This is a genomic window from Roseomonas indoligenes (genome assembly GCF_017813365.1).
GTDB lineage: Bacteria > Pseudomonadota > Alphaproteobacteria > Acetobacterales > Acetobacteraceae > Roseomonas > Roseomonas indoligenes.
This window is the reverse complement of sequence record NZ_JAGIZA010000002.1, coordinates 74,985-99,934: the sequence shown is the minus strand read 5'-3', so window position 1 is coordinate 99,934 and position 24,950 is coordinate 74,985. Positions and strand designations below refer to the sequence as shown.

The 24,950-nt window shown below is 71.6% G+C and carries 27 protein-coding genes; 10 read left to right on the top strand and 17 right to left on the bottom strand.

What is annotated here, in order from left to right:
- Positions 1-966 (bottom strand): Bug family tripartite tricarboxylate transporter substrate binding protein, encoded by a 966-nt coding sequence (locus tag J5Y10_RS02880; protein WP_209370518.1) that lies wholly within the window; start codon positions 964-966, stop codon positions 1-3.
- Between the two features lie 137 nt (positions 967-1,103).
- Here J5Y10_RS02880 and J5Y10_RS02875 point away from each other — a divergent pair, with 137 nt between their 5' ends.
- Positions 1,104-2,075, top strand: a complete 972-nt coding sequence (locus tag J5Y10_RS02875) for a Bug family tripartite tricarboxylate transporter substrate binding protein (protein ID WP_209370516.1) — start codon at positions 1,104-1,106, stop codon at positions 2,073-2,075.
- A gap of 8 nt (positions 2,076-2,083) precedes the next feature.
- On the opposite strand, the gene J5Y10_RS02870 is transcribed toward J5Y10_RS02875, so the two are convergent.
- From J5Y10_RS02870 to tcuA, 3 genes are all read right to left on the bottom strand, one after another.
- Complete coding sequence (locus J5Y10_RS02870) at positions 2,084-2,875, bottom strand: class II aldolase/adducin family protein (RefSeq protein ID WP_245214264.1); 792 nt, start codon at positions 2,873-2,875, stop codon at positions 2,084-2,086.
- 80 nt (positions 2,876-2,955) lie between these two features.
- The gene (tcuB, locus tag J5Y10_RS02865; protein ID WP_209370515.1) at positions 2,956-4,101 is read right to left on the bottom strand and encodes a tricarballylate utilization 4Fe-4S protein TcuB; all 1,146 of its coding nucleotides are present in this window, start codon (positions 4,099-4,101) and stop codon (positions 2,956-2,958) included.
- A complete protein-coding gene (gene tcuA / locus J5Y10_RS02860; protein ID WP_209370513.1) occupies positions 4,088-5,485 on the bottom strand; it encodes an FAD-dependent tricarballylate dehydrogenase TcuA in 1,398 nt (465 codons plus the stop codon). The genes tcuB and tcuA overlap by 14 nt, the downstream gene beginning before the upstream one ends.
- Before the next feature lie 138 nt (positions 5,486-5,623).
- Here tcuA and J5Y10_RS28690 point away from each other — a divergent pair, with 138 nt between their 5' ends.
- On the top strand, positions 5,624-5,977 hold the full coding sequence (locus J5Y10_RS28690) for a DUF1428 domain-containing protein (protein WP_342452820.1): 354 nt from the start codon (positions 5,624-5,626) through the stop codon (positions 5,975-5,977).
- A 21-nt stretch (positions 5,978-5,998) separates the two neighbouring features.
- On the opposite strand, the gene J5Y10_RS02850 is transcribed toward J5Y10_RS28690, so the two are convergent.
- Genes J5Y10_RS02850 through J5Y10_RS02835 form a run of 4 tightly spaced genes read right to left on the bottom strand, consistent with a single transcriptional unit; the run spans position 5,999 to position 9,591 of the window.
- Entirely contained in the window at positions 5,999-6,661 is a 663-nt protein-coding gene (locus J5Y10_RS02850; RefSeq protein WP_342452819.1) for a GntR family transcriptional regulator, read from the bottom strand.
- On the bottom strand, positions 6,658-7,413 hold the full coding sequence (locus tag J5Y10_RS02845; RefSeq protein WP_209370511.1) for an ABC transporter ATP-binding protein: 756 nt from the start codon (positions 7,411-7,413) through the stop codon (positions 6,658-6,660). Before J5Y10_RS02845 ends, J5Y10_RS02850 begins: the two co-directional genes overlap by 4 nt.
- A gap of 43 nt (positions 7,414-7,456) precedes the next feature.
- Entirely contained in the window at positions 7,457-8,671 is a 1,215-nt protein-coding gene (locus J5Y10_RS28315) for a hypothetical protein (protein WP_209370509.1), read from the bottom strand.
- Positions 8,668-9,591 carry a hypothetical protein gene (locus J5Y10_RS02835; protein WP_209370507.1) on the bottom strand — a complete coding sequence of 308 codons (924 nt, stop codon included), beginning with the start codon at positions 9,589-9,591 and terminating at the stop codon, positions 8,668-8,670. Before J5Y10_RS02835 ends, J5Y10_RS28315 begins: the two co-directional genes overlap by 4 nt.
- 145 nt (positions 9,592-9,736) lie before the next feature.
- On the opposite strand from J5Y10_RS02835, the gene J5Y10_RS02830 reads away from it, so the two are divergent.
- Positions 9,737-11,194 (top strand): PfkB family carbohydrate kinase, encoded by a 1,458-nt coding sequence (locus J5Y10_RS02830; protein ID WP_245214305.1) that lies wholly within the window; start codon positions 9,737-9,739, stop codon positions 11,192-11,194.
- A 74-nt stretch (positions 11,195-11,268) separates the two neighbouring features.
- Here the strand turns inward: J5Y10_RS02830 and J5Y10_RS02825 are convergent, their stop codons facing one another.
- Positions 11,269-11,811, bottom strand: a complete 543-nt coding sequence (locus J5Y10_RS02825) for a DUF4142 domain-containing protein (protein ID WP_209370504.1) — start codon at positions 11,809-11,811, stop codon at positions 11,269-11,271.
- Positions 11,812-11,906: 95 nt separating this feature from the next.
- Positions 11,907-12,380 (bottom strand): MmcB family DNA repair protein, encoded by a 474-nt coding sequence (locus J5Y10_RS02820; protein ID WP_209370502.1) that lies wholly within the window; start codon positions 12,378-12,380, stop codon positions 11,907-11,909.
- Between the two features lie 73 nt (positions 12,381-12,453).
- Between J5Y10_RS02820 and J5Y10_RS02815 the strand changes: the two genes are divergently transcribed.
- The 3 genes from J5Y10_RS02815 to J5Y10_RS02805 are packed head-to-tail and all read left to right on the top strand — an operon-like array spanning position 12,454 to position 14,247.
- Positions 12,454-12,972, top strand: coding sequence for a YcgN family cysteine cluster protein (locus tag J5Y10_RS02815; RefSeq protein WP_209370500.1), 519 nt, complete (start codon positions 12,454-12,456; stop codon positions 12,970-12,972).
- Positions 12,969-13,913: a dihydrodipicolinate synthase family protein gene (locus tag J5Y10_RS02810; RefSeq protein ID WP_209370498.1), complete on the top strand. Its 945-nt coding sequence runs from the start codon at positions 12,969-12,971 to the stop codon at positions 13,911-13,913. The genes J5Y10_RS02815 and J5Y10_RS02810 overlap by 4 nt, the downstream gene beginning before the upstream one ends.
- Positions 13,914-13,932: 19 nt before the next feature.
- Positions 13,933-14,247 carry a cupin domain-containing protein gene (locus J5Y10_RS02805; protein WP_209370497.1) on the top strand — a complete coding sequence of 105 codons (315 nt, stop codon included), beginning with the start codon at positions 13,933-13,935 and terminating at the stop codon, positions 14,245-14,247.
- A gap of 4 nt (positions 14,248-14,251) precedes the next feature.
- Here J5Y10_RS02805 and J5Y10_RS28685 read toward each other — a convergent pair whose 3' ends face one another.
- The 3 genes from J5Y10_RS28685 to J5Y10_RS02790 are packed head-to-tail and all read right to left on the bottom strand — an operon-like array spanning position 14,252 to position 16,342.
- Entirely contained in the window at positions 14,252-14,701 is a 450-nt protein-coding gene (locus J5Y10_RS28685) for a DUF421 domain-containing protein (RefSeq protein WP_209370495.1), read from the bottom strand.
- Entirely contained in the window at positions 14,698-15,204 is a 507-nt protein-coding gene (locus J5Y10_RS02795; RefSeq protein WP_209370493.1) for a hypothetical protein, read from the bottom strand. The genes J5Y10_RS28685 and J5Y10_RS02795 overlap by 4 nt, the downstream gene beginning before the upstream one ends.
- Before the next feature lie 43 nt (positions 15,205-15,247).
- Positions 15,248-16,342, bottom strand: a complete 1,095-nt coding sequence (locus J5Y10_RS02790) for an acyltransferase family protein (protein WP_209370491.1) — start codon at positions 16,340-16,342, stop codon at positions 15,248-15,250.
- A gap of 103 nt (positions 16,343-16,445) precedes the next feature.
- Between J5Y10_RS02790 and J5Y10_RS02785 the strand changes: the two genes are divergently transcribed.
- The 3 genes from J5Y10_RS02785 (at position 16,446) to J5Y10_RS02775 (ending at position 20,237) form a co-directional block, all read left to right on the top strand.
- Positions 16,446-17,165, top strand: coding sequence for a M48 family metallopeptidase (locus J5Y10_RS02785; RefSeq protein WP_209370490.1), 720 nt, complete (start codon positions 16,446-16,448; stop codon positions 17,163-17,165).
- A 128-nt stretch (positions 17,166-17,293) separates the two neighbouring features.
- A complete protein-coding gene (locus tag J5Y10_RS02780) occupies positions 17,294-18,550 on the top strand; it encodes a dicarboxylate/amino acid:cation symporter (RefSeq protein ID WP_245214262.1) in 1,257 nt (418 codons plus the stop codon).
- A gap of 97 nt (positions 18,551-18,647) precedes the next feature.
- Complete coding sequence (locus J5Y10_RS02775; RefSeq protein ID WP_209370487.1) at positions 18,648-20,237, top strand: Na+/H+ antiporter; 1,590 nt, start codon at positions 18,648-18,650, stop codon at positions 20,235-20,237.
- 3 nt (positions 20,238-20,240) lie between these two features.
- Here J5Y10_RS02775 and J5Y10_RS02770 read toward each other — a convergent pair whose 3' ends face one another.
- The 3 genes from J5Y10_RS02770 to J5Y10_RS02760 all read right to left on the bottom strand — a co-directional run bounded on the left by J5Y10_RS02770 (position 20,241) and on the right by J5Y10_RS02760 (position 23,343).
- Entirely contained in the window at positions 20,241-21,221 is a 981-nt protein-coding gene (locus J5Y10_RS02770; RefSeq protein WP_209370485.1) for a Bug family tripartite tricarboxylate transporter substrate binding protein, read from the bottom strand.
- A 71-nt stretch (positions 21,222-21,292) separates the two neighbouring features.
- Positions 21,293-22,108 (bottom strand): enoyl-CoA hydratase, encoded by an 816-nt coding sequence (locus tag J5Y10_RS02765; RefSeq protein WP_209370477.1) that lies wholly within the window; start codon positions 22,106-22,108, stop codon positions 21,293-21,295.
- A gap of 23 nt (positions 22,109-22,131) precedes the next feature.
- Entirely contained in the window at positions 22,132-23,343 is a 1,212-nt protein-coding gene (locus J5Y10_RS02760; protein ID WP_209370475.1) for a CaiB/BaiF CoA transferase family protein, read from the bottom strand.
- A gap of 92 nt (positions 23,344-23,435) precedes the next feature.
- Here J5Y10_RS02760 and J5Y10_RS02755 point away from each other — a divergent pair, with 92 nt between their 5' ends.
- Positions 23,436-24,125, top strand: a complete 690-nt coding sequence (locus J5Y10_RS02755) for a GntR family transcriptional regulator (protein ID WP_209370473.1) — start codon at positions 23,436-23,438, stop codon at positions 24,123-24,125.
- A 43-nt stretch (positions 24,126-24,168) separates the two neighbouring features.
- On the opposite strand, the gene J5Y10_RS02750 is transcribed toward J5Y10_RS02755, so the two are convergent.
- Complete coding sequence (locus J5Y10_RS02750) at positions 24,169-24,924, bottom strand: substrate-binding periplasmic protein (protein WP_209370471.1); 756 nt, start codon at positions 24,922-24,924, stop codon at positions 24,169-24,171.
- Positions 24,925-24,950: the final 26 nt, after the last annotated feature.

Here is a 24,950-nt window from a genome sequence, read left to right as displayed (position 1 = left end):
TCATTGCGCGGTCACCTTCGCCGCCCGGATCACGGGCGTCCAGAGGTCGAACTCCGCCCGCACAAAGCGGTCCAGCTCATCGGGCGCGGAAGGCTCGGCCTCCGTCCCCAGTTCCGCCAGTCGTGCCTTCACGCCGGCATCGCCCAGGATCTCCCGCAGCGCCGCGTTGAAGCGCGCCACGATCTCCGGCGCGGTCGCGCGCGGGGCGAAGGCGGCGGTCCAGGACCGCACGGCAAAGCCGGGCACGCCGGATTCCGCCACCGTGGGGATGTCCGGCTTCAGGGCGGACCGCTTCTCCCCCGCCACCGCCAGGATCCGCACCGTCCCGGCCTCGCCCTGCGGCAGCGCCGTGGGCAGGTTCAGGAAGGCCATGGAGACCTGCCCCGCCACGAGGTCGTTCAGCGCCGGCCCGCCGCCGCGATAGGGCACGTGGTCGATGTCCACGCCCGCCGTCATCTTGAACAGCTCCCCCGCCAGATGCTGCGACCCGCCGACGCCGGAGGAGGCGAAGGAGTGCTTGCCCGGCTCGCGCTTCAGCAGGGCCAGAAGCCCGCGCAGGTCGTTCACGCCCAGCCGGTTCGCCACCGTCAGCGCCAGCGGCACGTCCACCAGCATGGAGACGCCGGAAAAGGCCTCGCGCGGGTCAGGCACCGTGCCGGGCGCGACGATCGGGTACATCACGTGGTTGCTGGCGGAGGAGATGAGGAACAGCGTGCCGTCCGACGCCCCGCGCGCAACGGCCGCCATGCCGATCGATCCGCCCGCGCCCGTGCGGTTCTCCACCACGAAGGATTGGCCGAGCGCCGCCTGCAGTTTCGGCGCCAGCAGCCGCGCCACCACGTCGTTGGAGCCGCCCGCGGCATAGGGCACCAGCAGCGTCACCGGACGATCCGGCCAGCCGCGCTGCGCGATCGCGGGCGCCGCCAGCACAACGGTGGATGTGGCCAGAAGGCCACGACGCGACATCTCTCTCATCTGTTTCCTCCACTCGGGTTTCTTCAAATCATCCGCTTCCGCCGGGTGATCCGGTCTTGCGCCGCCGGCCCCGTGCTTGTCACGATGCCCGCAAGACGCCGCCACGATGCGGCGGAACGGAGGACTCCATGAAAGCAACGCGCCGCGGCCTCCTGGCCGCGCCTCTTCTCACCATCCCTGCGCTGCGCACGGCCCGTGCGGCGGGATGGCCGGATCGCCCCGTGCGCATCGTCGTCTCCTTCACTGCGGGCGGCACCACGGACATCATCGCCCGCCTCGTCGGCGCGCGCCTGTCGGAGCTCTGGGGCCAGCCCGTGGTGATCGAGAACCGGCCGGGCGCGGGCGGCAATATCGGCACGGAATACGTCGCGCGTTCCACGCCGGACGGCTACACGTTGCTCGTCGCCTCCGTGGGCCCGCTCGCGGTCAACATGTCGCTCTACAAGACCATGCCTTACGACTCCCGCAAGGACCTGGCGGCGGTCACGCTGCTGGCGGGCGTGCCGAACATCCTCGTCGTCGCACCGGACTTTCCGGCCCGCAGCGTGGCGGATCTGGTGGCGCTGGCGAAGGCCAAGCCCAACGGCCTCTCCTACGGCTCCACCGGCGTCGGCACATCGTCCCACCTCTCGGGTGCGCTGATGGACCAGATGGCCGGCGTCCAGACCACCCACGTGCCCTATCGCGGCGCGGTGGCGCTGAACGACCTGCTGACGGGGCGCATCGACTTCATGTTCGCCACCATCCCCAGCGTGATCGAGCAGATCCGCGCGGGCAAGCTGCGGGCCATGGCCGTCTCCAGCCTGCACCGCTCCCGCTCGGCGCCCGATGTGCCAGCCATGGCGGAGCTGGGCTTCCCCGGCTTTGACGCCTCCTCCTGGTTCGGCATGGTGGCTCCGGCGGGCACGCCGCCGGATCTCGTGCGGAAGATCTCCGCCGACGCCGCCTCCATCCTGAAGCGCCCGGACATCGAGCGGCAGATGGTGGACCAGGGCGCGGACCCGGTGGGCAACAGCCCCGCCGAGTTCGCCACCTTCATCAGCGCCGAGATCGATCGCTGGGCCGAGGTCGTCCGCCGCTCCGGCGCATCGCCGGAGTAGCACGCGCCCTACTCGGCGTAGGTGGGGTCCAGCCGGTCCAGCATCCGCAGCAGGGCCGGCCACTCCATCACGCCATAGGGGCGCCGCACGTTGGGCTGGTAGTTCTGGAAGGTCTCGTCCAGCACCTTCTGCGGCACGGGGTGCAGCGGCGTGTTGCAGGACATGGCCGCGATCTGCGCCTTGCAGGACAGTTCCAGCCGGTGCAGCGCGTTGAAAGCCTCGCCGACCGTGCGGCCCACCGTCAGCAGCCCGTGGTTGCGCAGGATCATCGCGTTGTTGTCGCCGAGATTGGCGAGAAGCCGCGCCTGCTCATCCGTGTTCAACACCACGCCCTCGTACTCGTGGTAGCTGATCCGGGTGAAGCGCATGGCCGTCTGCGTCATCGGCAGCAGCCCGCACTCCAGGGAGGAGATCGCCATGCCCGGCCAGGTATGGGTGTGGATCACGCACTCGATCTCGGGCTTGGCGTGGTGCACCGCGGAGTGGATCACGTAGCCCGCGCGGTTGATGCCGAAATCGAAGTCGCCGTAATCCGGCTTGCCCAGGATGTTCCCCTCGATATCGACCTTGATGAGGGCAGAGGCCGTCATTTCCTCGTACATCATGCCATAGGGGTTGATGAGGAAGCTCTCCTCCCCCGGCACGCGAACGGAGATGTGGTTCGCCATCATGTCGGCCATGCCGTAATGCGCGACGAGGCGGTAGCAGGCCGCGCAGTCGATCCGCGCCTGCCACTCGGCCGGCGAGACCTTGTCCTGCATGGAACTGATCCGCAGCGTCTTCCTGGATTTTTCCAGCATCACCGATCCTCCTGCACCCAGGGCGGCTTATCCGCCGCCTCCGGCATGTTCCGCCCCCGAACCGCGCCGGGCCAGCGCTTTTACGCGGCCGAGCCGAGCGCCCGGTCGGATGGCTTGTTCCCAGGCGGCGGCGTGGGCCGGCGCTCCAGCGCGTGGCGGAACAGCGCCGCCGAACGGTAAACGCCGTGCACCATCTTCGAGTAGGGAATCACCGCGAAGAGGGTGAAGATCACGCCCAGGTGAACCGCCAGCAGCACGCCCATGGCCCCAGTGTCCCGCAGGCCCAGCAGCAGCAGGCCCGTGGCCGCCGCCATCAGCAGCAGGACCAGCAGGGCGTAGTCCGAGCCCAGCAGGTTGCGCGCGGCGGGCGCGGGATCGGAGACGATCTTCGTCCAGATCAGCCCGGCCGTGCCGATCACCATGCCCACGCCGCCCCAGAAGCCGAGCTGCACGGGCAGGCTCAGGAAGGGATAGGGCGCCTCATGCCCGAGGAAGTGGTCATAGAAGGTGGCCGAGGTGGTTGAGGCGAAGCAGAGCAGAAAGCCGTAGAACATGAAGTGGTGGAAGCGCCGCCGGACCTGGGAGAAACCCTCGTCCACGTCGTTGCAGCCGCCGCCCCCGCCGCCGAGGTTCTTCAGCGTGAGGATGTCGTGCAGCGCGACGGCCAGCGGACGCCCCGGCCGCAACTCGTCCGCCCGCCCGCCCGTGTCGCGCCAGAAGTTCCGGAAACCCATCACCAGCGCCAGCACGGCGAAGAGCGAGGTGCCGCCGGCCAGCGTCACCATCAGCCACCAGGGGATCACGCGGTAGAAGGCACCCGGCCCCTGCTGCGGGGTGTAGAGGATGCTGGGGTCCACCAGCGCCATGGTCAGGATCAGCGCCAGCGCGATCCCCGCGATCATGGCCAGCGACACGATGGTGCCATTCCGCTTGAATAGCCCGGCCAGCGGGCCCGGCCAGGCGTATTCCTCGTAGGTCTCGGCCCGCACCTGGGCCAGCACCTGCGGCACGTTGATGTTCCAGGGGTGCGGCGGCGCGTACTGGCAGGAGTAGTAGCAGCCCCGGCAGTTGTGGCAGAGATTGGCAAGGTAGCTCAGGTCGCCGGATGTGAATTCCCGGCGCAGCGTCATCGCGGGGAAGACGGCGCAGAAGCCCTCGCAGTAGCGGCAGGCGTTGCAGACCTCGAGCGCGCGACGGGCGTCGGCGGTGGCCTCAGTTTCGCGCATTCTTCGCGGCCTCCCTGCCCGCGATCCGTCCGAAGACGGAGCCGATCGCCATCCCGAAGCCGGCCAGGTAGCCCTTGCCGAGGATGGAGCCGGCCATGATCTCGCCCGAGGCGAAAAGGTTCGCGCTCGGCCTGCCATCGTCCATGCGGACGCGGGCGTTCTCGTCCACCTTCACGCCGAGATAGGTGAAGGTGATCCCCGGCCGCAGCGGATAGCCGATGAAGGGCGCCTCCGTGATCGGACGCGCCCAGTGCGTCTTCGGTGGGGTCAGCCCCTCCGTCCGGCAGCCGTCCAGGCGGGTGGAGTTGAACTCGCCGGGCACGCAGGCCGCGTTGAACTCGGCGACCGTCGCCTCGACCTTCGCGGGGTCCAGGCCCAGCTTCACGGCCAGCTCCCCGACCGTGTCCGCCTTGATGGCGGGGAACACGCTCGGCATGAACAGCTTCTCGCTCTTGGCATCAATGATGGCGTAGCCCACCTGGTCCGGCTGCTGCGCCACCAGGCGGCCCCAGATGGCGTAGCGCTTGGGCCAGACATCCTCGCCCTCGTCGTAGAAGCGCTCGCCGTCCTTGTTCACCACGATGGAGAAGGGCACGCAGTCCAGCCGCGTCGCGATGCCCCCGTCGAACTTCGGGGCGCGGCCATCGATTGCAACCGCGTGGCACTGGGTGGGATCGCCCACGGAGGCCACGCCCTGGTCCAGCAGGTTCCGCAGCACCACGCCCTTCGCGTAGGGCGTACCGCGGATGAGGAAGTTGCGCGCCGCCGGCCCCCAGCCCTTCTCCAGCCAGTCCAGGTCGGCCTGGAAACCGCCGGAGGAGGCCACCACCGTCTTGGCACGCACCGTCTCGGGGAAGCCGCGATGCGTGATCGCCACTTCCCGGACGAAGCCGTCATCCATCTTCAGGTCCACCGCCTCGGTGTCGTAGAGGATGTCGATCCCCAGGCGCTCGGCCAGCGCGAAATAGGCATTCACCAGCGCCTTGCCCCCGCCAAGGAAGAAGGCATTGGTGCGGGAGAGGCTGAGCGTGCCGGAGAGGGAGGGCTGGAACCGCACCCCGCTCGCCTCCATGAAGCGCAGCGCGTCCGTGGTCAGCCGGATCGTCATCCGCGCCAGGTGCTCGTCCGTCTGCCCGCCCGTCACGCGCAGCAGGTCGTCCCAGTACTCATCCTCGAGATAGGCCTCGGTCAGCACCGAGGTCGGCTCGGGGTGCATCGTCCGCATGTTGCGGGTGTGGCGGGAATTGCCGCCCCGGAAAGCCTTGGGCGCGCTCTCGATGAGCAGGACGGAGCACCCGGCCTGCCGCGCGGTCACGGCGGCGCAGAGGGCCGCGTTGCCGCCCCCGATCACCAGCACGTCCCATACCCGCGAGAAGTCCGGCATCGCTCGCGCCACCCTCCAGAACTGTATACGGCGGGATACGATTATCCTGCGTTCCGCACAAGGGAAGCGGTGCCGGAGCCTCCCGTGCAAGATGCCAGAACGTTCATCATCGAAGGGGAAACACAGGAGGACCGGTCCGTGCCCTACGTGGACAGCTTCGTGCTCGCCGTGCCGAAGGCGGGGATGGAGGAATACAAGGCCCTGGCCCGCCTCGGTGCCGAGGTCTGGAAGGAGCATGGCGCCCTCTCCTACGTGGAGTGCGTCGCGGACGACGTGCCCTACGGCACCCTCACCTCCTTCCCCCGCGCTGTCATGGCGACGGAGGAGGAAACGGTCGTCCTCTCCTGGATCACCTATGAAAGCCGCGCGGCCCGGGACGCCGCCATGGCGAAGGTCATGGCCGACCCCCGCCTGAAGGCGGCCATGGCGAATGCCCCCTTCGATGGGAAGCGGATGATCTTCGGCGGGTTCCAGATCCTGGTCGAGGCCTGAGCGCCGCCAGGGCAGCGGGGTTCAGCCCTCGCTGCCGGCGTGCTCCAGCCGGATGCGCGCCTTAAAGGCGTTCCGCATGTGGCGCCGCGCGGCCTCCTCGGCCCGCGCGGCATCCCGCGCCTCGATCGCGTCCACGATCGCCGCGTGCTCCTCCACGGATTCCGCCCCGCGCCGCGGCGCTGCCAGCGTGGTCCGCGCCAGCAGCGCGAGGGAGATGCGCATGGTCTCCAGGGACGTGTTCAGGAAGCGGTTCCGGGCGGAGAGGCGAATCTGCCGGTGGAAGGCGCGGTTGGTCGCCGCCAGCGCCGCCGGGTCCTCCAGAAGTCCCCGGTCCCGCTCCACCATCTCCCGCAGGATCTCCATTTCCGTCCCCGTCGCATGCGTCGCGGCAAGTCCGGCGGCGGTGCCCTCCAGCACCTCCCGCATGTGGTACAATTCCGTCATCTGCCCGTAGTCCAGGCTCGCCACCACCGCGCCGTGGTGTGGCTCGTGCAGCACCAGCCCCTGCGCCTCAAGCCGCTTCAAGGCCTCCCGCACAGGGGTGCGGCTGATGCCGAAGCGCTCCGCCAGCTCCGCTTCCCGCAGCCGCGTTCCCGCCGGGAGGGCGCCGGCCTCCATGGCCTCCAGCAGCAGCTCGTAGGCCCCGGCGCCGGAGGACCGGCCCGGTCGCATCCCCTCGCTCACGGCGCCCGCCGATCCCGGGCGATGTCCAGGAACACCTCCTCCAGATCGTCCCGGCCGTAGCGCTCCAGCAGGTCGGCCGGGGAGCCGCTGTCTACCAGCCGCCCCCTCTTCAGCATGAGGACATGGCCACAGAGCCGCTCCACCTCCGCCATGTTGTGGGAGGCCAGGAGGATGGCGCAGCCGCTCTCCTCCCGGTAGCGCTCCAGCCAGCCTCGGACGAAATCGGCGGTGTCCGGGTCCAGGCTCGCCGTCGGCTCGTCCAGCAGCAGCACGTCCGGGCGATTGATGAGGGACTTGGCCAGGGCCACCCGCGTCTTCTGCCCGGCCGAGAGGTCGCCCGCCGGCCGGTCCAGCAGCTCGCCGAGGCTCAGCTGCTCGGCCAGTTCCGCGATCCGCCCCTCCCCGTCCGGCACGTCGTAGAGATGGGCGTAGACGCGCAGGTTCTCCGCCACGCTCAGCCGGTGCGGCAGGGCGATGTAGGGGGAGGAGAAGTTGGCCCGCGCCAGCGCCGTGAAGCGGTCCCGCGCCATGTCGTGCCCCAGCACCCGCACCCGCCCGGCGCTGGGGATCAGCAGCCCCAGCATCATGGCGATGGTCGTGCTCTTCCCCGCCCCGTTGCCGCCGAGCAGCCCGAAGGTGGCCCCGCGCGGCAGGGTGAAGCTGAGGGAATCCACCGCCACCACCAAGCCGTAGCGCTTGGTCAGGCCCTCGGCCGCGATGGCGGGGGCGTCGGGATCCGGGGCGGCGCGCATGACAGGGGAATATAGGTCGCCGCGCCGCGCCGCCAGGGAAGGGTCAGCGACGCAGATGCCGGTCCGTGGCACGCCCCTGGAACAGGGTGATCCCGTTCTCCCATCCCCAGGCGATGGCGGCGCTGCGGTCCGCCCCCGTTAGCACCACCGCAACCCCGGCACCGGCCAGCGTGGCTACCGGCCCGGGATCGGCCGGCAGCGCCTCGGACCAGGCGAGCCGCACCATGCCCGCCCCGATCCGCGCCGGCGGCAGGAGGGCGAGCGCCGGGCCGCCCGGCGCCTCCAACGCCAGGGCGTATCCACGGCTGGCCGCCAGGTCCCGCCCCAGGGCGAAGCCCGCCGGGTCCGCCAGCACCTCCGCCGCGGGCACCCCCAGTGTCAGCATCGGCCGCACCGCCCCTGGCAGCCGCCCATCCAGCGCGAGAAAGGCCTCAGAGGTTAGGGAGGCGACGGAGAGCGACAGGTGCAGCGGCCAGGGCGAGGCCAGCCATTCCGGCCACGCGACGCCCGCCAGCATCCGCAGCTCCAGGGCGAGCCGCAGCCGCGCCGCCAGCGCCGGCACCGCCTCCAGCCCGCGCCCCGGCAGAAGCCGGTCCCGCAGCGCCCCGGGCATGGGAGCGATGGATTCCGCCTCCACGGCGGACTCTCCCTCCGGCGTCAGGCGCAGGACGGGCTGGCGGCGCAGATAGGGGGCGGGATCGGCCCGCGTCAGGGCGGGCAGCACGGCGGCCAGGGCCTCCGCCTCCAGCGGAGGCAGCGCGGGGCCGGCGGGCGGGGTCGGTGGGGCGAGGCCGAGGCTCTCCTCCAGCCCCGCCAGCAACGCGCCCGCCTCCTCCGGCAGGCGCAGGCCGCGCACCACCTCCGCGATCGCGGCCTCCTCCACCGCGCCGTCCAGTACGCGCAGCACGGCGGGACGCAGCGTATCCGGCGGGGCTGTGGCCACGGCCATGTCGCCGTCCGGCAGGTGGAAGACCCTCGCGCGGCGGGCGTGCTGTGGCAGGGCCAGCGCCTCCCGCAGCAGGCGGCGGTGATGGGGCCGGTCCAGCCCCCTCGGCAGGCGGGAGAGCCGGAGCCAGAGGATGTCCCGCACGGAGCCGGAGGCAAGGCAGAGCCGCACCAGCGCCGCCAGATCCGCCACGGTCCCGTCCGGCCCGGTCAGCGCCGGTGGATCGACCAGCCCGGCCGCGTCGCGCGCCGCCTCAGGCCGGATGGCGCGCAGCGCCGGCCTTCCAGGGCCGGGATCCGGCGCGGCCCTCATCCGCGGGCCCGCCGCAGCGCGGCCAGCAATCCGTCCACCTTGGGCCCAGCAAAGCGCCCGATGCCGCGCGCCAGACCCCATTCCAGCCCGGCGGTGTCCGTCACCCCCTCCAACACCACGCGGCCGGGTCCGATCGCCCCCCAGAAGCCTGCCGGCAGAAGGGTCAGCGCCGGATCCCAGGCCAGGTGCAGCGCCGCGCCGGGCAGCGCGGCCGGGTCGAGCAGCGCCAGCACCGCCTGCGACGGCCCGTCCACGCCGAAGCGGCAGCCCGGCGGGCTGGCAAGCGCGGGGGGCGGCAGGACGGGCAGGCGCCAGGAGAGGGACTCGGCCGGCAGCGCCTCCGGCGGCAGGTCGAGGTGGAGAAGGCCCTCCGCCGGTTCCGGCAGGACCAGGGCGCGGCGGGCGACCAGGCCCCATCCATGCGCCTGCCACGGCGCCCCCGCCCATCGCGGCCCGAGCGCGGCCGCGATGGCGGGGGCGGAGGGCCGCACCCGCATCCCGGCCGGGCGCGGCGCCCCGCCGCGGCCGAAGCCCAGGATATCCCGCCGCTCAATCAGGGTTTCCAACGGCAGGGCGGAAAGGATCGCCTCCGGCCCTGTCCCGGCCGGGACCGGCGCGGCCGGGACCGGGGCCGCCAGCGCCTCCGTCACCAGCACCGCATCCCGCCCGTTCAGCACGGCCGAGAGCGCGCGCCGCGCCATCTCCAGCGCCGGCGGCGCGGCCACCAGCCGCCAGGTGCCGTCCTCGGCCGAGGAGACGCGGCCGCCGCGGTTGCGCGCCGCGTCCTCCAGCAGGGCGCGGGCGACCCGGTGCGCCTCCGGCGCCAGGCCGGGGCCGGGACGGAACAGCAAGGCCCCCGGCGCGGGGCCGGGAAGCGGAAGGGAGAACCCATCTTGGGCCGGATGCGTGACGGCGATCATCGCGCTCCCCGAATCTGCATCCCTAATGTCACGGCAGGGGGTTAACCCTCCGTCACCAGCGGAAACGCCCGGTTGCCACCCGCACCATTCAGGGGCTACGCGGGGAAGGATGACCGGCCCCGTGCCCGAAACACCCGCTCCCCCTATGGGCCCTGCCGACCTGGCGGAGGCCGTCCGGGCCCTCCGGCGCGCCTCCGTGCTCGTGGTGGGCGACGCCATGCTGGACCGCACGGTCTACGGCCGCGTCTCCCGGATCTCGCCCGAGGCACCCGTGCCCGTGCTGGCGGTGGACCGGGAGGTGGCCATGCCCGGCGGCGCGGGAAACGTGGTGCGGAACCTCACCGCGCTCGGCACCTCCGTCGCCTTCCTCTCGGTCGTGGGGGACGATCAGGCCGGCTCCGACCTCACCGGCCTCATCGGCGGGCAGCCGGGGGTGGAGCCCTGGCTGCTGGTGCAGGGCGGCCGCGCCACCACCACCAAGACCCGCTTCATCGCCTCCGGCCAGCAGCTGCTGCGGGCGGACCACGAGGTGGCGCAGCCCATCCATCCGCGCCTGGCGGACCGGATGATCCGCATCGCGCAGGATACGGTGGCCGCCACGAAGGTCATGGTCCTCTCGGACTATCGAAAGGGCGTGCTGGCGGGGGATGTCTCGCCCCGCCTGATCGCCGCCGCCCATGCCGCCGGCCGGCGCGTGGTGGTGGATCCCAAGGGCGAGGACTTCGCCATGTATGCCGGCGCCGACCTGATCGTGCCGAACCGGGCGGAGCTGCACCGGGCGACCGGCATGGACGTGGACGGGGAGGCCGCGGTGGTCGCCGCCGCCCGCGTCCTGCGGGACCGCCACGGCTTCGGCGCCGTGCTCGTCACGCGCGGGCAGCACGGCATGGCGCTGCTGGACGGCGACGGGCTGCACCATTTCCCGGCCGAGGCGGCGGAGGTGGCGGACATCTCCGGCGCCGGGGACACGGTGGTGGCGGTGGTGGCGGCAGCCCTGGCCGCCGGACTTCCCATGCCGGTCGCGGCGCGGCTCTCGAACGTCGCGGCGGGGCTTGTGGTCGGCAAGCTCGGCACGGCGGTGGCCCAGGACACGGAACTGCTCGAGGCGCTTGGCGGACGGCACGGCGCGCTGCGCAAGATCGTCTCCCGCGGGCACGCGGCCGAGCAGGCGGAGCGCTGGCGCCGCCGCGGCTGGCGCGTGGGCTTCACCGACGGGCATTTCGACCTGCTGCATCCCGGCCACCTCCATCTGCTGGAGCAGGCGCGGCGCTGGTGCGACCGGCTGGTGGTGGGCGTCCATGTGGACGACGCGGTTCGCCGGATGAAGGGCCCCACCCGCCCGGTGCAGGCGGAGGCGACGCGGGCGGCCGTCCTCGCCTCCCTTCCCTCCGTGGATCTCGTGACCTTCTTCGAGGAGGACACGCCGCTCGCCCTCATCGAGGCCCTGCGCCCGGACGTGCTGGTCAAGGGCGCGGACAACCGGGTGGACCAGATCCCCGGGGGGCTGCTGCTGCAGGAATGGGGCGGCGTCGTGCGCCTGGCAGACCTGCTGCCGGATGCGGACGCCACGGTGGCGCGGCTGGGTCTCGGCCTGAAAGGCTGACAGAGGCGGCGGCCCGGGGCCGTCCCCCTCTGAAGGAGGGCCACGGCGGCCCGAAGACCGCCGTGGCAAGGGGCTTAGCGGCGGCCCATCATCTGCCCGATCAGGATCAGGTGCTCCTTGATCTGGCCGTTCGCCAGCAGGGCCGTGATCTTGTCCGGCGCCGGGGCCGTGCTGTTCATCAGGGCCGTGGTCAGGCTCAGCAGCTCCTGATGGCCCTGCTCCTGCACCTGCAGGAACATGCGGTCGAACTCGGCGCCGCTGGCCGCCTGCAGCTTCTGCAGCGCCTGCGCCTTCTCGCCGGCCGGGGCATGGTCGGGAAAGTTGTGGCCGGCCAGCTTCATGGCCTGGGCCACGCCCTCCTGCTCCGTCACCTCGAAGTTGGCGAAGCGCTTCACGTCGGGGTTCGTGGCCTTCTCCACGCCGATCCGGGCCGTCATGAGGGAGAAGGAGCCGGCCTCATGCGTCTGCAGGGCCAGCTGGTCGGGCGACATCCCGGCCATGCGGGACGGCGCGGTGCCGGCCTGCGGGTTGGCACTGCCCATGGGGGCCTGCGCGCGGGCCATGGCGGGGATGAGTGCGGCGCCCGCGAGGGCGAGGGGAATATGGCGGCGGAACATGGCTGGTCTTTCTCCCGTTGGCGCCCCTTGGGGCACGCCGGGGAAGAACGGCGGAAGCGGGGGAGGGTTCCGCCCGACGAAATGTTACACCCATCCTACTCGCAGAGCAGCGCGGCCCGCATCTCCTGTGCCCCCACCGGATCGCAGGCGGCGGCCAGGCGCCCCGCCGCCAGCACGGCGTAGCGGTGCATCAGGGATTTCCGCCTTGCCCCGGCCAGGGCCTTGTGGGCCGTGTCCCGCACCATCACCGCATCGAAGCCATCGGAGACGATGAGCCCCACCTCCTCCGGGATCAGATCCTGCGGGAAATCGATGTCGACGGCGAAGTAGAGCCGGTCGCACCAGTCCCGGTACTCGTGCCACTTGTTGTCGGAGAGGAAGTCGCGCGGGCCGGACTTCACCTCGATCGCGTAGAGGCAGCCCTCGGGGGTCAAGGCCATGATGTCCAGGCGCCGGCCGCAGGGGATGGGCATCTCGGCCAGGGGCGCCCAGCGGTTGCGGGCGCAGAAGCGCATGGCGGCGCGGCAGGTGGTGGCCGTGCGCTCGGGGATGGTCAGGTCCAAAGGCATCGGCCGGATTCACGCCGAGTCGGGAAGCAGGTCAAGCTTCCAGTTGGCCCGCCCGGGGGTGTAGAGGAGCGCCGTGTCCGACCCCATCCCCTTCTGGAAGCGCAAGTCCCTCTCCGCCATGACGCGCGCGGAGTGGGAAAGCCTGTGCGACGGCTGCGGCCGCTGCTGCCTGCACAAGATCCGCAACGACGAGACGGAGGAGATCCACTTCACCAACGTCGCCTGCCGGATGCTCGACACGCAGGGCTGCGGCTGCCGCGACTACGTGAACCGGCGGGACCACGTGCCGGACTGCGTGCAGCTGAAGGCGAAGATGCTGCCTGCGCTGGACTGGCTGCCGCCCACCTGCGCCTACCACCTCCTCGCCCGCGGCGAGGACCTGCCGGAGTGGCACCCGCTGGTCTCGGGCGATCCGGACAGCGTCCACCGCGCCGGCATTTCCGTGCGCGGCCGCGTGATCCCGGAGCGGGAGGCGGGCGCGCTGGAGGACCATGTGGTGGAATGGCCGGGTCGCTGGCCCGCGGCGTCCCGCAAGGGACGCGTGCCGCGCGCGGCGGCCGCGGCACGGAAACGGGAGAGGAAGACGGGATGACGGGCGCTCTCTACGCCGGCGTGAACGCGGCGCTGATCACGGCGGTGAAGGCGGACCTCTCGCCGGACCACGCCCGCACGGTCCGGCTCGCGAAGTGGCTGCTCTCGCATGGCTGCAACGGGCTCGGCGTGCTCGGCACCACGGGGGAAGCGGCCTCCTTCGGCCTTTCCGAACGGCGCGGCGTGCTGGAGGCGCTGGTGGGCGCCGGCGTCCCCGCGGCGCGGCTGATGCCCGGCACCGGCCTGCCGAACATCAGGGACACGGTGGAGCTCTCCCGCCACGCGCGGGAGGTGGGCTGCCCCGGCGTGCTCGTGCTGCCGCCCTACTACTACAAGGCCCCGACCGATGACGGCCTCTTCGCCTACTATGCCGAGGTGATCGAGCGGACCGGCCCCGGCCTGGCCTTCTATCTCTACCACTTCCCCGCCCAGTCGGCCGTGCCGCTCTCCGTGGATCTGGTGGGGCGGCTGATCGAGGCCTTCCCCGGAACCATGCGCGGCATCAAGGACAGCACGGGGGATGCGGCGCAGGCCGAGGCCTATCTCCGCGCCTTCGCCGCGGGCGGCTTCGAGGTCTATCCGGGCGGGGACAGCCTGTTCCAGCGGATGCTGGGCCTCGGGGCGGCCGGCTGCATCACGGCGGCCACGAACCTGAGCTGCGGCTTCGCGCAGACCGTCTATTCCCGGCGCACGGGGCCGGAGGCGGACGCGGCCCAGGCCATGATGAACGCCTGCCGCGCCGCGGCCGCCACCGTGCCGCTGATCCCCGGCCTGCGGGAGATCATCGCCCGCAGCACGGGCGACGAGGGCTGGCGCCACATCCGCCCGCCGCACACGCCGCTGACGGCGGAGGAAGGCGACCGCGCCTGGGCCGCCTGGACGGCCACCGGCGCCCTGCCCCTGCCGGGGCTGGCCGAGATCGGCATGGCGCTCGCGGCCTGAGGCTTGCAAGCTGACATCCATGTCCGAACCGCTCCGCTGCCGCATCCCCGCCACCGCCACCGTCCAGGCCGATGACGCCATCGCCCGCGTCACCCGCTGGGACTTCCCGCCGGGGGCGGAGACGGGCTGGCACCGCCATGGCTGGGCCTATCTCGTCGTGCCCGTGACGGACGGGACCATGACGCTGGAGGAGCCGGGCGGCGCGACCCGCCAGGCCAGCATCACCGCCGGCGTCTCCTACACCCGCCCGCCGGGGGTGGAGCACAACGTGATCAATGAGGGCACCGTGCCGTTCTCCTTCGTGGAGATCGAGTTCAAGGCCCATCCGGGCTGAGGCGTCAGCCCTTTGCGGCGGGGATGATGCTGATCTCCCCGCCGGTTTCCAGCACGGCGAAGCGCACCTCCCGCAGTTCCACCAGGCCGTTCCGCCGCGCCGCCTCCATCACCTCGTCCATGCCGACCCGGGCGGCCCGCATCTGCGCCTCGTCCGGCACGCCGTTCCGCACCAGCACCGTGGGCACGCCCTCCACCGCGCGCACCAGCCGCGGCCAGCGGGACTTCGCCCCGGCATAGCCGACAATCAGCAGCAGCAGCGTCACCACCACGACGAAGCCGCTGGTCATGCTGAAATCCTCGCCAAGCAGGCTCTGCTGGATCATGTCGCCCATGATGAGCAGCACGACGAAGTCCACAGGGCTCATCTCGCCGAGGGTGCGGCGGCCGGAGAGGCGGATCAGGACCACCAGCCCCAGCCAGGCCAGGGCGGTGCGGAGGATTGTCTCCGTCACGGCCAGACCGCGGCGCTGACGGGCAGGGGCGCGCGGCCCGGGCGGTAGATGGCGCCTTCCATGCCGAAGCCGCTCGTCCGCGGCGCGGCCCAGAGGCGCAGCACCGCCGGGCGCACCGCCGGGTCCGCCAGGAAATGGCCGCACAGGTCCTCGCCCCGCGCCTCCTCGCGGTCGGGGGCCGGCTCGAAGCGCGAGATCCGCCACTCCTTCAGGAAGGGGCGATCGAAGCACAGCACAACCTCCCCCCCCTCCCCCGGATCGTCGAGCACAAGGGTGAAGAGGTTCACGGCGTCGGCGCGCTGGAAACGGTCGTAGCGCAGGTGGAGGGAGGCGTCGGGGGCGCTCGCCTCCGCCTCCGCGATCGTCCCGTCCCCGAAGAGCCCGGCGGCGCCGAGGAGCAGCGCGGCGGCCATGGCCGCCCAGGCAATGCGGGAGGCGAGCCAGATCCGCCTCTGGACAGCGGCCTCGGCGTCGATCTCCTGGATCGGGGGCGGGATGTCCATGGTTCGGGGAACGTGGCCCGGCCCGCCCCGTTGCGGCGCGGCGCTACCGCCCGAGCCGGTGCGCCGCACGCTGGGTCGGGCGTTCCACCAGCCGGTGCAGCAGCCAGGCCGCCAGGAAAGCCAGGGCCGTGGCGGCGAGGATGGCGGCGCCCGGCCCCCACCCCGCCTCCAGCAGCAGCCGCATCACGGCGAAGCCCGCCACCCCGTGCACGACGTAGAGCGGGTAGCTGATCCGGGCGAGCGCATCGAGCGGCCCCGGCACCCGCCGGATGCGGTGCCGCGCGGCAAAGAGGGCCGCGAAGAGGCCCAGCGCCGCCGCGTAGGAGAGCAGGCCCGGCACCAGCGCATCCCGCATCCCGCCCACGGCCCATTGCGCGGCAAAAAGCGCCAGCAGGACCGCCCCGGCGGCCAGGAGGGCCCGCCGCGCCTCCGTGCCGCGGTGCCAGGCGTGGAAGACGGTGCCGACGAGCATGAAGGTGATCATCTGCGCGCTGATGGCCAGTTCCGTCAGCGCCACCAGCCCGCCTTCTGACAGGGGCAGCGCGGAGACCGCCCCGATCGTGCCGGGCATGACGAGCCCGGCCGTGACCAGCGGCGCCACCCGTCCCGCCCGCAGCGCCGGGGCGAGGAGAAGGCAGAGGAGGTAGAACCGCACCTCCACCTCCAGCGTCCAGACGATGCCGTCGATGGAAGGAAGCCCCAGCAGGTCCCGGATGAAGAGGAGCTGGGTGGCCCATTGCGCCACGCCGAAGGGCACGGGCTGGCCGAAATGCCGGGCACAGGCCAGGACCGCCAGCATGGTGACGGAGAGCCCCGCCGCGTAGGTCGGCAGGATCCGTAGCACCCTTCCCAGGGCGAAGGTGCCCCGCCCCCGGTCCAGCAGGGAGAAGGGAATGACGAAGCCGCTGATGAGGAAGAACAAGGCCACCCCGAAATGCCCGGCAAAACCCTCCGGCAGCCAGCGGTGGACCTCCAGCACGGCCGGGGCCGGGCCCGTCCAGTTCGGCAGGCCCAGGAAGTTGGCGGCCGTGCCGCGACGGTCCCAGAAGAACTGGGTGTAGTGGCTCAGCAGCACGGAAAGCGCGGCCAGGCCGCGCAGGCCCTGGGCGAAGGCGATCCTTCCTGAATCCACCGGCACTGGGCTGTTCTCGTGTCCTTTGTGCACCGCATCCACCACGGGATCATCCCCGCCCCTGTCAAGCCGTTGAACCGGACCCCGCCGCGGGTCCATTCTCCCGTCCATGGAACAGAACGAGACCGAGAGCGTTCCCCTCCGCGCCCACCCGCTGGCTCTCCCGACACCGACGCCGGTGCGCTGGAACCGCTCCGCCCGGGCGCGCCGGGTCTCGCTGCGGATCGATCCGCGGGCCGGAGAGGTGGTGGTGACCCTGCCGCCGCGCTCAGGCCGGAAGGCGGGCATGGCGCTGCTGAACACCCATGCGACCTGGGTGAAGGAACGCCTCAGCAGCCTCTCCCCCGCTATCCCCTTCCGGGAGGGGGAGCGTATCCCCCTGGGCGGCATTCCCCATGCCATCCGCCACGACCCTACGGCGCGCGGCCCGGCCATCCTGTGGAATGGGGAAATCGTGGTGGCGGGGGACGCCGCCTTCCTCACGCGCCGCGTGGGCGACTTCATGAAGGCGGAGGCGAAGCGCCGGATCGCCGTGCTGGCGGCGGGGCATGCGGTCACGCTCGGCGTGAAGGTCCGCCGCATCACGCTGAAGGACACGCGTTCCCGCTGGGGAAGCTGCGCCCCGGACGGCACCCTTGCCTTCTCCTGGCGGCTGGTGATGGCCCCGGATTGGGTGCTGGACTACGTGGTGGCGCATGAGGTGGCCCATCTGCGGGAACTGAACCATTCCGACCGCTTCTGGGCCCATGTGTCCCGCCTGACCCCGCACCGGGAGGCCGCGCAGGACTGGCTGCGGCGGCATGGGCCGACCCTGCTGCGCGTGGGATAGCACGCCGCACCGCCACCCCGCGCCTGGGCCGCTCATAACGGCAACTTAACTGACGTATTGCGGGCGATGCATGCAACCTGCTGGCACCCATCGCCATGCAGAGGCCCGTTTTCATGAAATCAAGCCGGATGACCACTTACATCCTGATCGCTATGCTGCTGGGGATCGGGGCCGGCGCGCTGATCCACAACACGGTCGCGGACCCCGCCACTCAGAAGCAGATCGCCGGCTACGTCTCCATCGGCAGCACGATCTTCCTGCGGCTGATCAAGATGATCATCGCCCCGCTCGTCTTCTCCACCCTTGTCGCGGGCATCGGGCACATGGCGGATGCGGGAACGGTCGGCCGCGTGGGCGGCAAGGCGATGCTGTGGTTCGTCTGCGCCTCCCTCGTCTCCCTCACCCTCGGCCTTGTGCTGGTGAACCTGTTCGAGCCGGGGGTGGGTATCCACAAGGTCGCCACCGGCGCCAGCTCTGGCATCAACGCCAACGCCATGTCGGTGGCGGGCTTCGTCACCCACGTCTTCCCGGATTCCGCCATCCGCCCGATGGTGGAGAACGAGATCCTCCAGATCGTTGTCTTCTCCCTCTTCTTCGGCGTCGCCTGCGCCTCCATGGGGGAACGGGCGCGCGCGGTGGTGGAGAGCATCGAGAGCCTGTCCCACATCATCCTGCGCGTCACGGGCTACGTGATGAAGCTGGCCCCGCTCGCCGTGCTCTGCGCAATGACATCCACGATCGCCACCAACGGGCTGAGCATCCTGGTGAACTACGCGAAGTTCATGGGCGAATTCTACTTCGGCCTCGTCTGCCTCTGGCTCGTGCTGGTGCTGGCGGGCTTCCTTATCCTCGGGCCGAGCATCACGCGGCTGGTCGGTCTGGTGCGGGAGCCCTTCCTGATTGCTTTCTCCACCGCGAGCTCGGAGGCCGCCTACCCGAAGATGCTGGAGCAGCTGGCGAAGTTCCCGATCGCCCGCCGGATCTCCTCCTTCGTGCTGCCGCTGGGCTACTCCTTCAACCTCGACGGCACGATGATGTACTGCACCTTCGCCTCCGTCTTCATCGCCCAGGCCTACGACATCCCGCTGGGCTTCGGCACGCAGGTGGCGATGCTGCTGACGCTGATGCTCACCAGCAAGGGCGTGGCGGGCGTGCCGCGCGCCTCCCTCGTCGTCATCGCCGCCACGCTGTCGCAGTTCAGCCTGCCGGAGGAAGGGCTGCTGCTGATCCTCGGCATCGACACCTTCCTCGACATGGGCCGCTCCGCCACCAACGTCATCGGCAATTCCCTCGCCACCGCCGTGGTGGCGAAGTGGGAAGGGCAGCTGGTAGCCGACGAGGAAACGCGGGAGATGATCGAGGAGGTGGAGCTGGAGCCGGTCTGAGCCGCCGGCCCGCATCGCCGGCAAGACCCGCCGGGCCGCCATCCCGGCCCGGCAGGCTTGATGCTAGGTTGGTCCCTCGCGCCAGCCCGGGGGATGCATGTCACCGACCGCCCAGTTCGAGTTCATCCTGCTCCTCCTCGTCGCGGTGGTGTGCCTGGAGGCACTTGCGCGATGGCTGCGCCTGCCGCCCGCCACGGCGCTCATCCTCGGCGGCGGCGTCCTCACCTTCATCCCCGGCATGCCCGCGCTGAGCCTGGACCCGGAGCTGGTCCTGCTGCTCTTCCTCCCGCCCCTCCTCATGGCCAGTGCCTACTTCACCCCCTGGCGGGAGTTCCGGGCTCAGCTGGACGGCATCCTGGCGCTGGCGGTCGGCGCGGTGCTCTTCACCACCCTCGCGGTCGGGGTCGTCGTGCGCTGGGCGGTGCCGGAGCTGCCCTGGGCCGCCTGCTTCGCCCTCGGCGCGGTCGTCTCCCCGCCCGATGCGGTGGCGGCGAAAGCGGTGCTGCAACGGGTCCGCCTGCCCCGCCGCACGATGATGCTGCTGGAGGGAGAGAGCCTGCTGAACGACGCGGCGGGGATCGTGCTGTTCCGCTTCGCGGTGGCGGCGGCGCTGACCGGGACCTTCAGCCTGTGGGACGCGACCGTCAGCTTCGCCGTCCTCTCCGTCGGCGGGATCGTCGCCGGGCTGGCGGTCGGGGCGGCGGGCGTGCGGCTGCTGGGGCTGTTCCGGTCCATGGAGCTGGGGATCATCACCACCCTGCTCATGCCCTGGGCCGCCTATATCCTGGCGGAGGAGCTTCACGCCTCCGGCGTGATCGCCGCCGTCGTCGCGGGAATGGTGCTGGGCTGGTACCAGCACGAGATCTTCACGGCCGCCGGGCGCCGCACCGGCACCGCGGTGTGGGAAATCATGACCCACCTGCTGGAAGCCCTGGTCTTCGTCCTCATCGGCCTGTCGCTGCGCGGCGTGCTGCTGCGGCTGGGCGGCGCGGAGGACGCGGTGCAGAACCTGGGAGGGCCGGTGCTGGCGGTCATCGTCGCCGTGATCCTCTCGCGCTTCGCCTTCGTCTTCGGCTCCGGCCTCCTCGTGCGCGGACTGGACCGGCTGCGCGGGCACGAGGCGCCGAGGCTGGATGCCCGCGCCTCAGCCGTGATCGGCTGGGCGGGGATGCGCGGTGTGGTGACGCTGGCCGTGGCCCTCTCCGTGCCGGAGGAGATGGCCGGGCGCGACCTGATCCTCGTCAGCGCCTTCGCCGTCATCCTCGTCACCGTTCTGGTCCAGGGCACCACGCTGGGGTGGGTGATCCGGCTGCTCGGCCTGGGAATGCAGGAGGAGGAGGGCGGCACGCAGCTCACGCATCACCAGGCCGAGGCGCTGGTGGCCGAGACCCAGCTCGCCACGGTGGAGGCGCTCGCCCGCGCCCCGGACGGGACGATCCGCCATCCCCGCCTGCTGGAGCAGTACGGCTACCGCGCCCGCGCCGCCGCCCGTTTCAGCGAGGCCTCGGAGGAGCTGCAGGGCGCCCGGGACGATCATTTCAACGTGGTGCTGGCGGCCGTGGCCGCCGGCCGGGCGGAGGTCCTGCGCCTCCACCGGGCCGGGTGCCTGCAGGACGAGGTGCTGCACGCGCTGGAGCACGACCTCGACCTGCAGGAGCTGATGGCCGGGCGCCTGCGCGGGGGCTGATACCTATTCCGGCTTCGCGCCCGTCGCCTTCACGATGGGGGCCCACTTCGCCGTCTCCTCGCGGATGAAGCGGGCCAGGTCCTCGGGCGAGCTGGGCAGGGGCTCCACCCCCTGCCCTTCCAGCGAGGCGGAGACCTGCGGGTCGGCCAGGGCCTCCCGCATCACGGCGTTCATCTTCGCCACGATCTCCGGCGGCAGGCCCTTCGGCCCGACCAGCGCGTACCAGTTCTGCACCTCGTAGCCCGGCAGGGTCTCCGCCACCGCCGGCGTGTCCGGCATCGAACGGATCCGGCGGGCGGTGGGAACGGCCAGCAGCCGCAGCCGGCCGGACTGCACCTGGGGCAGCGCCGTGGGCGCGGTGGAGAAGGCGTAGTCCACCTTGCCGCCGATCAGGTCCGTCATCATCGGCCCGCCGCCGCGATAGGGCACGTGGACCGTCTTGTTCCCCGTCATCTGGTCCATCAGCGCGCCCGCCAGGTGCCCCGCGCCGCCGACGCCGGAGGAACCGTAGGTGATGGTGTCCGGCCGCGCCTTCGCCGCCGCGATCAGGTCCGCCACGCTCCGCCAGGGCCGGTCCGCGGGCACGACGAGGACGTTCAGCACGTTCCCCGCCATGGCGACGGGGACGAGATCGGTCTGCGGGTCGAAGTTGAGGTTGCTGTAGAGGCTGGGATTGATCGCCAGCGCGCCGATCGTGCCCATCAGGAAGGTGCTGCCATCCGGCTGAGCGTGCACGACGAGGTCGGTGGCGAGGTTGCCGCCCGCGCCGGGGCGGTTGTCGATCACCACGGGCTGGCCGAGCAGCGCGGTGAGCTTGGGCTGCATCACCCGCGTGCTGATGTCGGTGGCGCCGCCGGCGGCGAAGCCCACGACGATTCGGATGGGCTTGCTCGGCCAGGACTCCTGGGCGGCGGCGCGGATCGCCGGAAGGGACAGGGCGCAGCCCGCCATCCCGGCGCCCAGCAGGACGCGACGGTGGATCATCTCGGACTCCTCTCCTGCGGCGCCCCGGGGCCCGTCTGTCGCGGGTCTCTCCGGGGGCCGGATCGTCGGGCTTAGCGGCCTTTGAACTGCGGCGGCCGCTTCTCCATGAAGGCGCGGCGGCCCTCGATGTAGTCCTCGCTGGCGAAGCACCCGGCCACCAGACGGTCGCACAGCGCCTCGTCGGGCTCGGCCTTCAGCGCCTCGCCGACGATGGCCTTCACGGAGCCGACGGTCAGCGGCGCATTACCGGCGATGGTGCCCGCGTAGTCGGTGATCGTGGCTTCCAGCGCGTCATCGGCCACCACGCGGTTCACCAGCCCCATGATCCGGGCGTCCTCCGCGGAAAACCGCTTGGCGGTGAAGAAGAGCTCCTTCGCGAAGGAGGGGCCGACGAGGTGCACCAGCCGCCGGATGCCCTTCAGCGGATAGCCCAGGCCGAGCTTGGCGGCCGGGATGCCGAAGGAGGACTTCTCCGTGCAGATCCGCAGGTCGCAGCAGACCGCCAGCGCGGAGCCGCCGCCAATGCAGTGGCCGCGGATCGCGGCGATGGTCGGCTTCGGAAAGTCCGAGAGGGCGTCGTAGACCTTCGCCGTCTGCGCCTGGTAGGCGTCCACCGCCTCCTTGCTGCTGCGCTCGCTCTCGAACTTCGAGATGTCGGCGCCGGAGACGAAGGCCTTGCCGCCCGCGCCCGTGACGACCACGACGCGGACCTCTGGATCGGCCTGGAAGTCGGCCAGGATCTTTTCCGCCGCCTCCCACATCTCCATGGAGACGGCGTTGTGGCGCTCGGGGTTGTTGAAGATCATCCAGCCGACGCCGCCCTCCTTGCGGGAGAGCATCTTGTCGGTGCCGAGGGCAGGGTTCGCCGGGGGAAGCGCGTCGGGCATGTCTGGTCCTAGATCGCTCGTTCTCAGATCACTTGGCGGGACTTGAGGCCCGCGATCTCGTCTTCGGGGACACCCATCTCCGCCATAATTTCCGCCGAGTGCTGGCCGATGGCGGGCGGGTGGCTGGTGATGCGGCTGGGCGTGCGGGAAAGGGTGAATGGCTGGCCGACATAGGTCTGGCTCTTCGTCCCGTCATCCAGGGTCGTCGCGATGCCCAGGTGCTTCACCTGCACGTCACCGAACATCTGGTCGATGGAGTAGATCGGGCCCGCCGGCACGCCGGCCTCGTTCAGCGCCGTCACCCACTCCTCGCTCGTGCGCTCGGCGATCTTGGCGTCGATCAGCGCGTTCAGCGCATCACGGTTCTCCGAGCGGGAGGCGGAGTCCTTGAAGCGCGGGTCCTCCAGCCATTCCGGTGCGCCAGCAGCGATGGCGAAGCGCTTCCAGATCGCGTTGCCGGTGGCGGCGATGTTGATGTGCCCGTCCTTCGTCTTGAAGACGCCGGTGGGGATGGAGGTCGGGTGGTTGTTGCCGGCCTGCTTCGGCACCTCGCCGGCCTGGAGCCAGCGCGCGGCCTGGAAGTCCAGCATGAAGGCCTGGGCCTGCAGCAGGGAGGTCTGCACCCACTGGCCCTTGCCCGAGACCTCGCGCTCCAGCAGGGCCACCATGATGCCCTGGGCGGCAAACAGCCCGGCGCAAAGATCGGCGATGGGGATGCCCACACGCACCGGGCCCTGGCCGGGCAGGCCGGTGATGGACATCAGCCCGCCCATGCCCTGGGCGATCTGGTCGAAGCCCGGTCGGCCGGCATAGGGGCCGTCCTGCCCGAAGCCGGAGATGGAGGCGTAGACGAGGCGCGGGTTCACCGCTGCCAGGTCCTCGTAGCCGATGCCCAGCCGGTCCTTCACATCCGGGCGGAAGTTCTCCACCACCACATCGGCCTCGGCGGCGAGCTTCTTCAGGATCGCCACGCCCTCGGGCGACTTCAGGTTCAGCGTCAGCCCGCGCTTGTTGCGGTGCAGGTTCTGGAAGTCCGGGCCGCCGCGCGGGCCGCCCATCGGGTCGCCCTGGTCCAGCCCCTCCGGCATCTCGATCTTAATCACCTTCGCGCCCCAGTCCGCCAGCTGGCGGACGCAGGTGGGGCCGGAGCGGACGCGGGTGAGGTCCAGCACGGTGAAGCGGGAGAGGGCGCCGGCAGAGGTCCCTGTCTCGGCAGGGTTCGTGGCATCGAGCATGGCAAGTCCTCCTGCGGCGCAGGCTGATCCGGGCGGGCCGCCCTGTCAACAGGCTGTTGACAGGCCACGCGCGGCCGTGATGCCCTCCGCCCATGGATCTGCCACCCCCGCCGGCCCCGCCTTCCGCCCTGTTGGCCGAGCGTGCCCGCGCCGGGCTGGAGGAACTCATCCTCTCCGGCGAGCTGGCGCCGGGAGCCCGGCTGAACGAGGTGGCGCTGGCCGCGCGCCTCGGCCTCTCCCGCGGGCCGCTGCGGGAGGCGCTGCGCGGGTTAGAGCGGGAGGGGCTTGTGGCGGCCGGGCCCGCCGGCCAGGGCATGAGCGTTCGGCGGCTGGAACCCGAGGAAGTGGCCGAGCTCTACGACATGCGCGCCCTGCTCCAGGGCTTCGTGCTCGGCCGCATCGCGGAACGGGCGGCGGCGGGCACGCTGCCGCCCGGCACGATGGAAGGGCTCCGGGCGCAGGTCGCGGCGATGGAGGCCGATGCCGGCGCGGGTGAAGCCGCCGGCTACTACGCCGGCAACCTCGCCTTCCACGAGGCGCTGCTGGAGGCGGCCGGGCACCGCCGCGCGGCGGGCCTCTACGGTTCCCTGTTGAAGGAGAGCCACCTCGCCCGCCAGCGCTCGCTCGCCCGGCCGGCGGCCATGCGGGAGAGCAACGCGGAGCACGCGGCGATGCTGGACGCGGCGGCGGCCGGCGACGCCCCCCGTGCCCGCGCCCTGGGGGAGGCCCATGTGGCCGGGGGCGGCAAGCGGCGCTGGCTGGAGACGCTGGGCGGGATCTAGGTCACCTGGACGACTGCCCTGGGGCAGATCGCCGCCCGGCCGCCTAGTTCACCAGCACGTCGCGCAGGGCCCAGCGCTCGGCCGCCCGCGCCAGCGTGCCGTCCCCCTTCAGCGCCGAGAGGAAGCGGTTCAGTTCCGCCAGCCAGGCCACGTCACCCTTCGGCACGGCGTAGGCGTAGAGCGTCTCCCCCACCGTGCGCGGCGCGTCGGTGACGCGCCAGGCATCGTCCTCCCGCAGCCGGCGGGCGTCGGCGTAGTCCGTCACGAAGACATCCGCCCGGCCGGCGCCGGTCTCCTGCTCCGGGTTCAGCGGCGGGGAGACCGAGAAGAGCTCCGCCTGGCGCAGCCGCTGGCGCATCACCTCCTCCGCCACGGAGCCGGCGAGCACGGCCACGACCACCCCTTCGCGGTCCATCTCCCGCCAGCCCGGCACGCGCTGGCTTACCTGCTGGCTGACCGCCGCCAGCGGGCCGGAGAGGAAGGGCTTGGTGAAGGCCACCCGCTCCGCCCGGGCGGGGGTGATGCCCAGCCCGCCCATGCCCACGTCGCAACTCCCGCGCTCGATCAGGCCGACGATCGCGCCCGGCAGGGTCTCCACGAAAACCGGGCGCACCCGGAGCCGCGCGGCCAGGTACCGCGCCATGTCGGCGTCCAGTCCCTCCAGTTCGCCGTTCCGGGCGTTCCGCCAGGAAAGGGAAGGCAGGTCCGGCACGGTGCAGATCAGCAGCTCCCGCCGCGCGCGGATGAGGGAGAGGCGGTCCATCGGCGGGTCCGGCGGCGATTCCGCCGGCTTGTCCACGGGTTGGTCCAGGGGCTTGTCCGCCG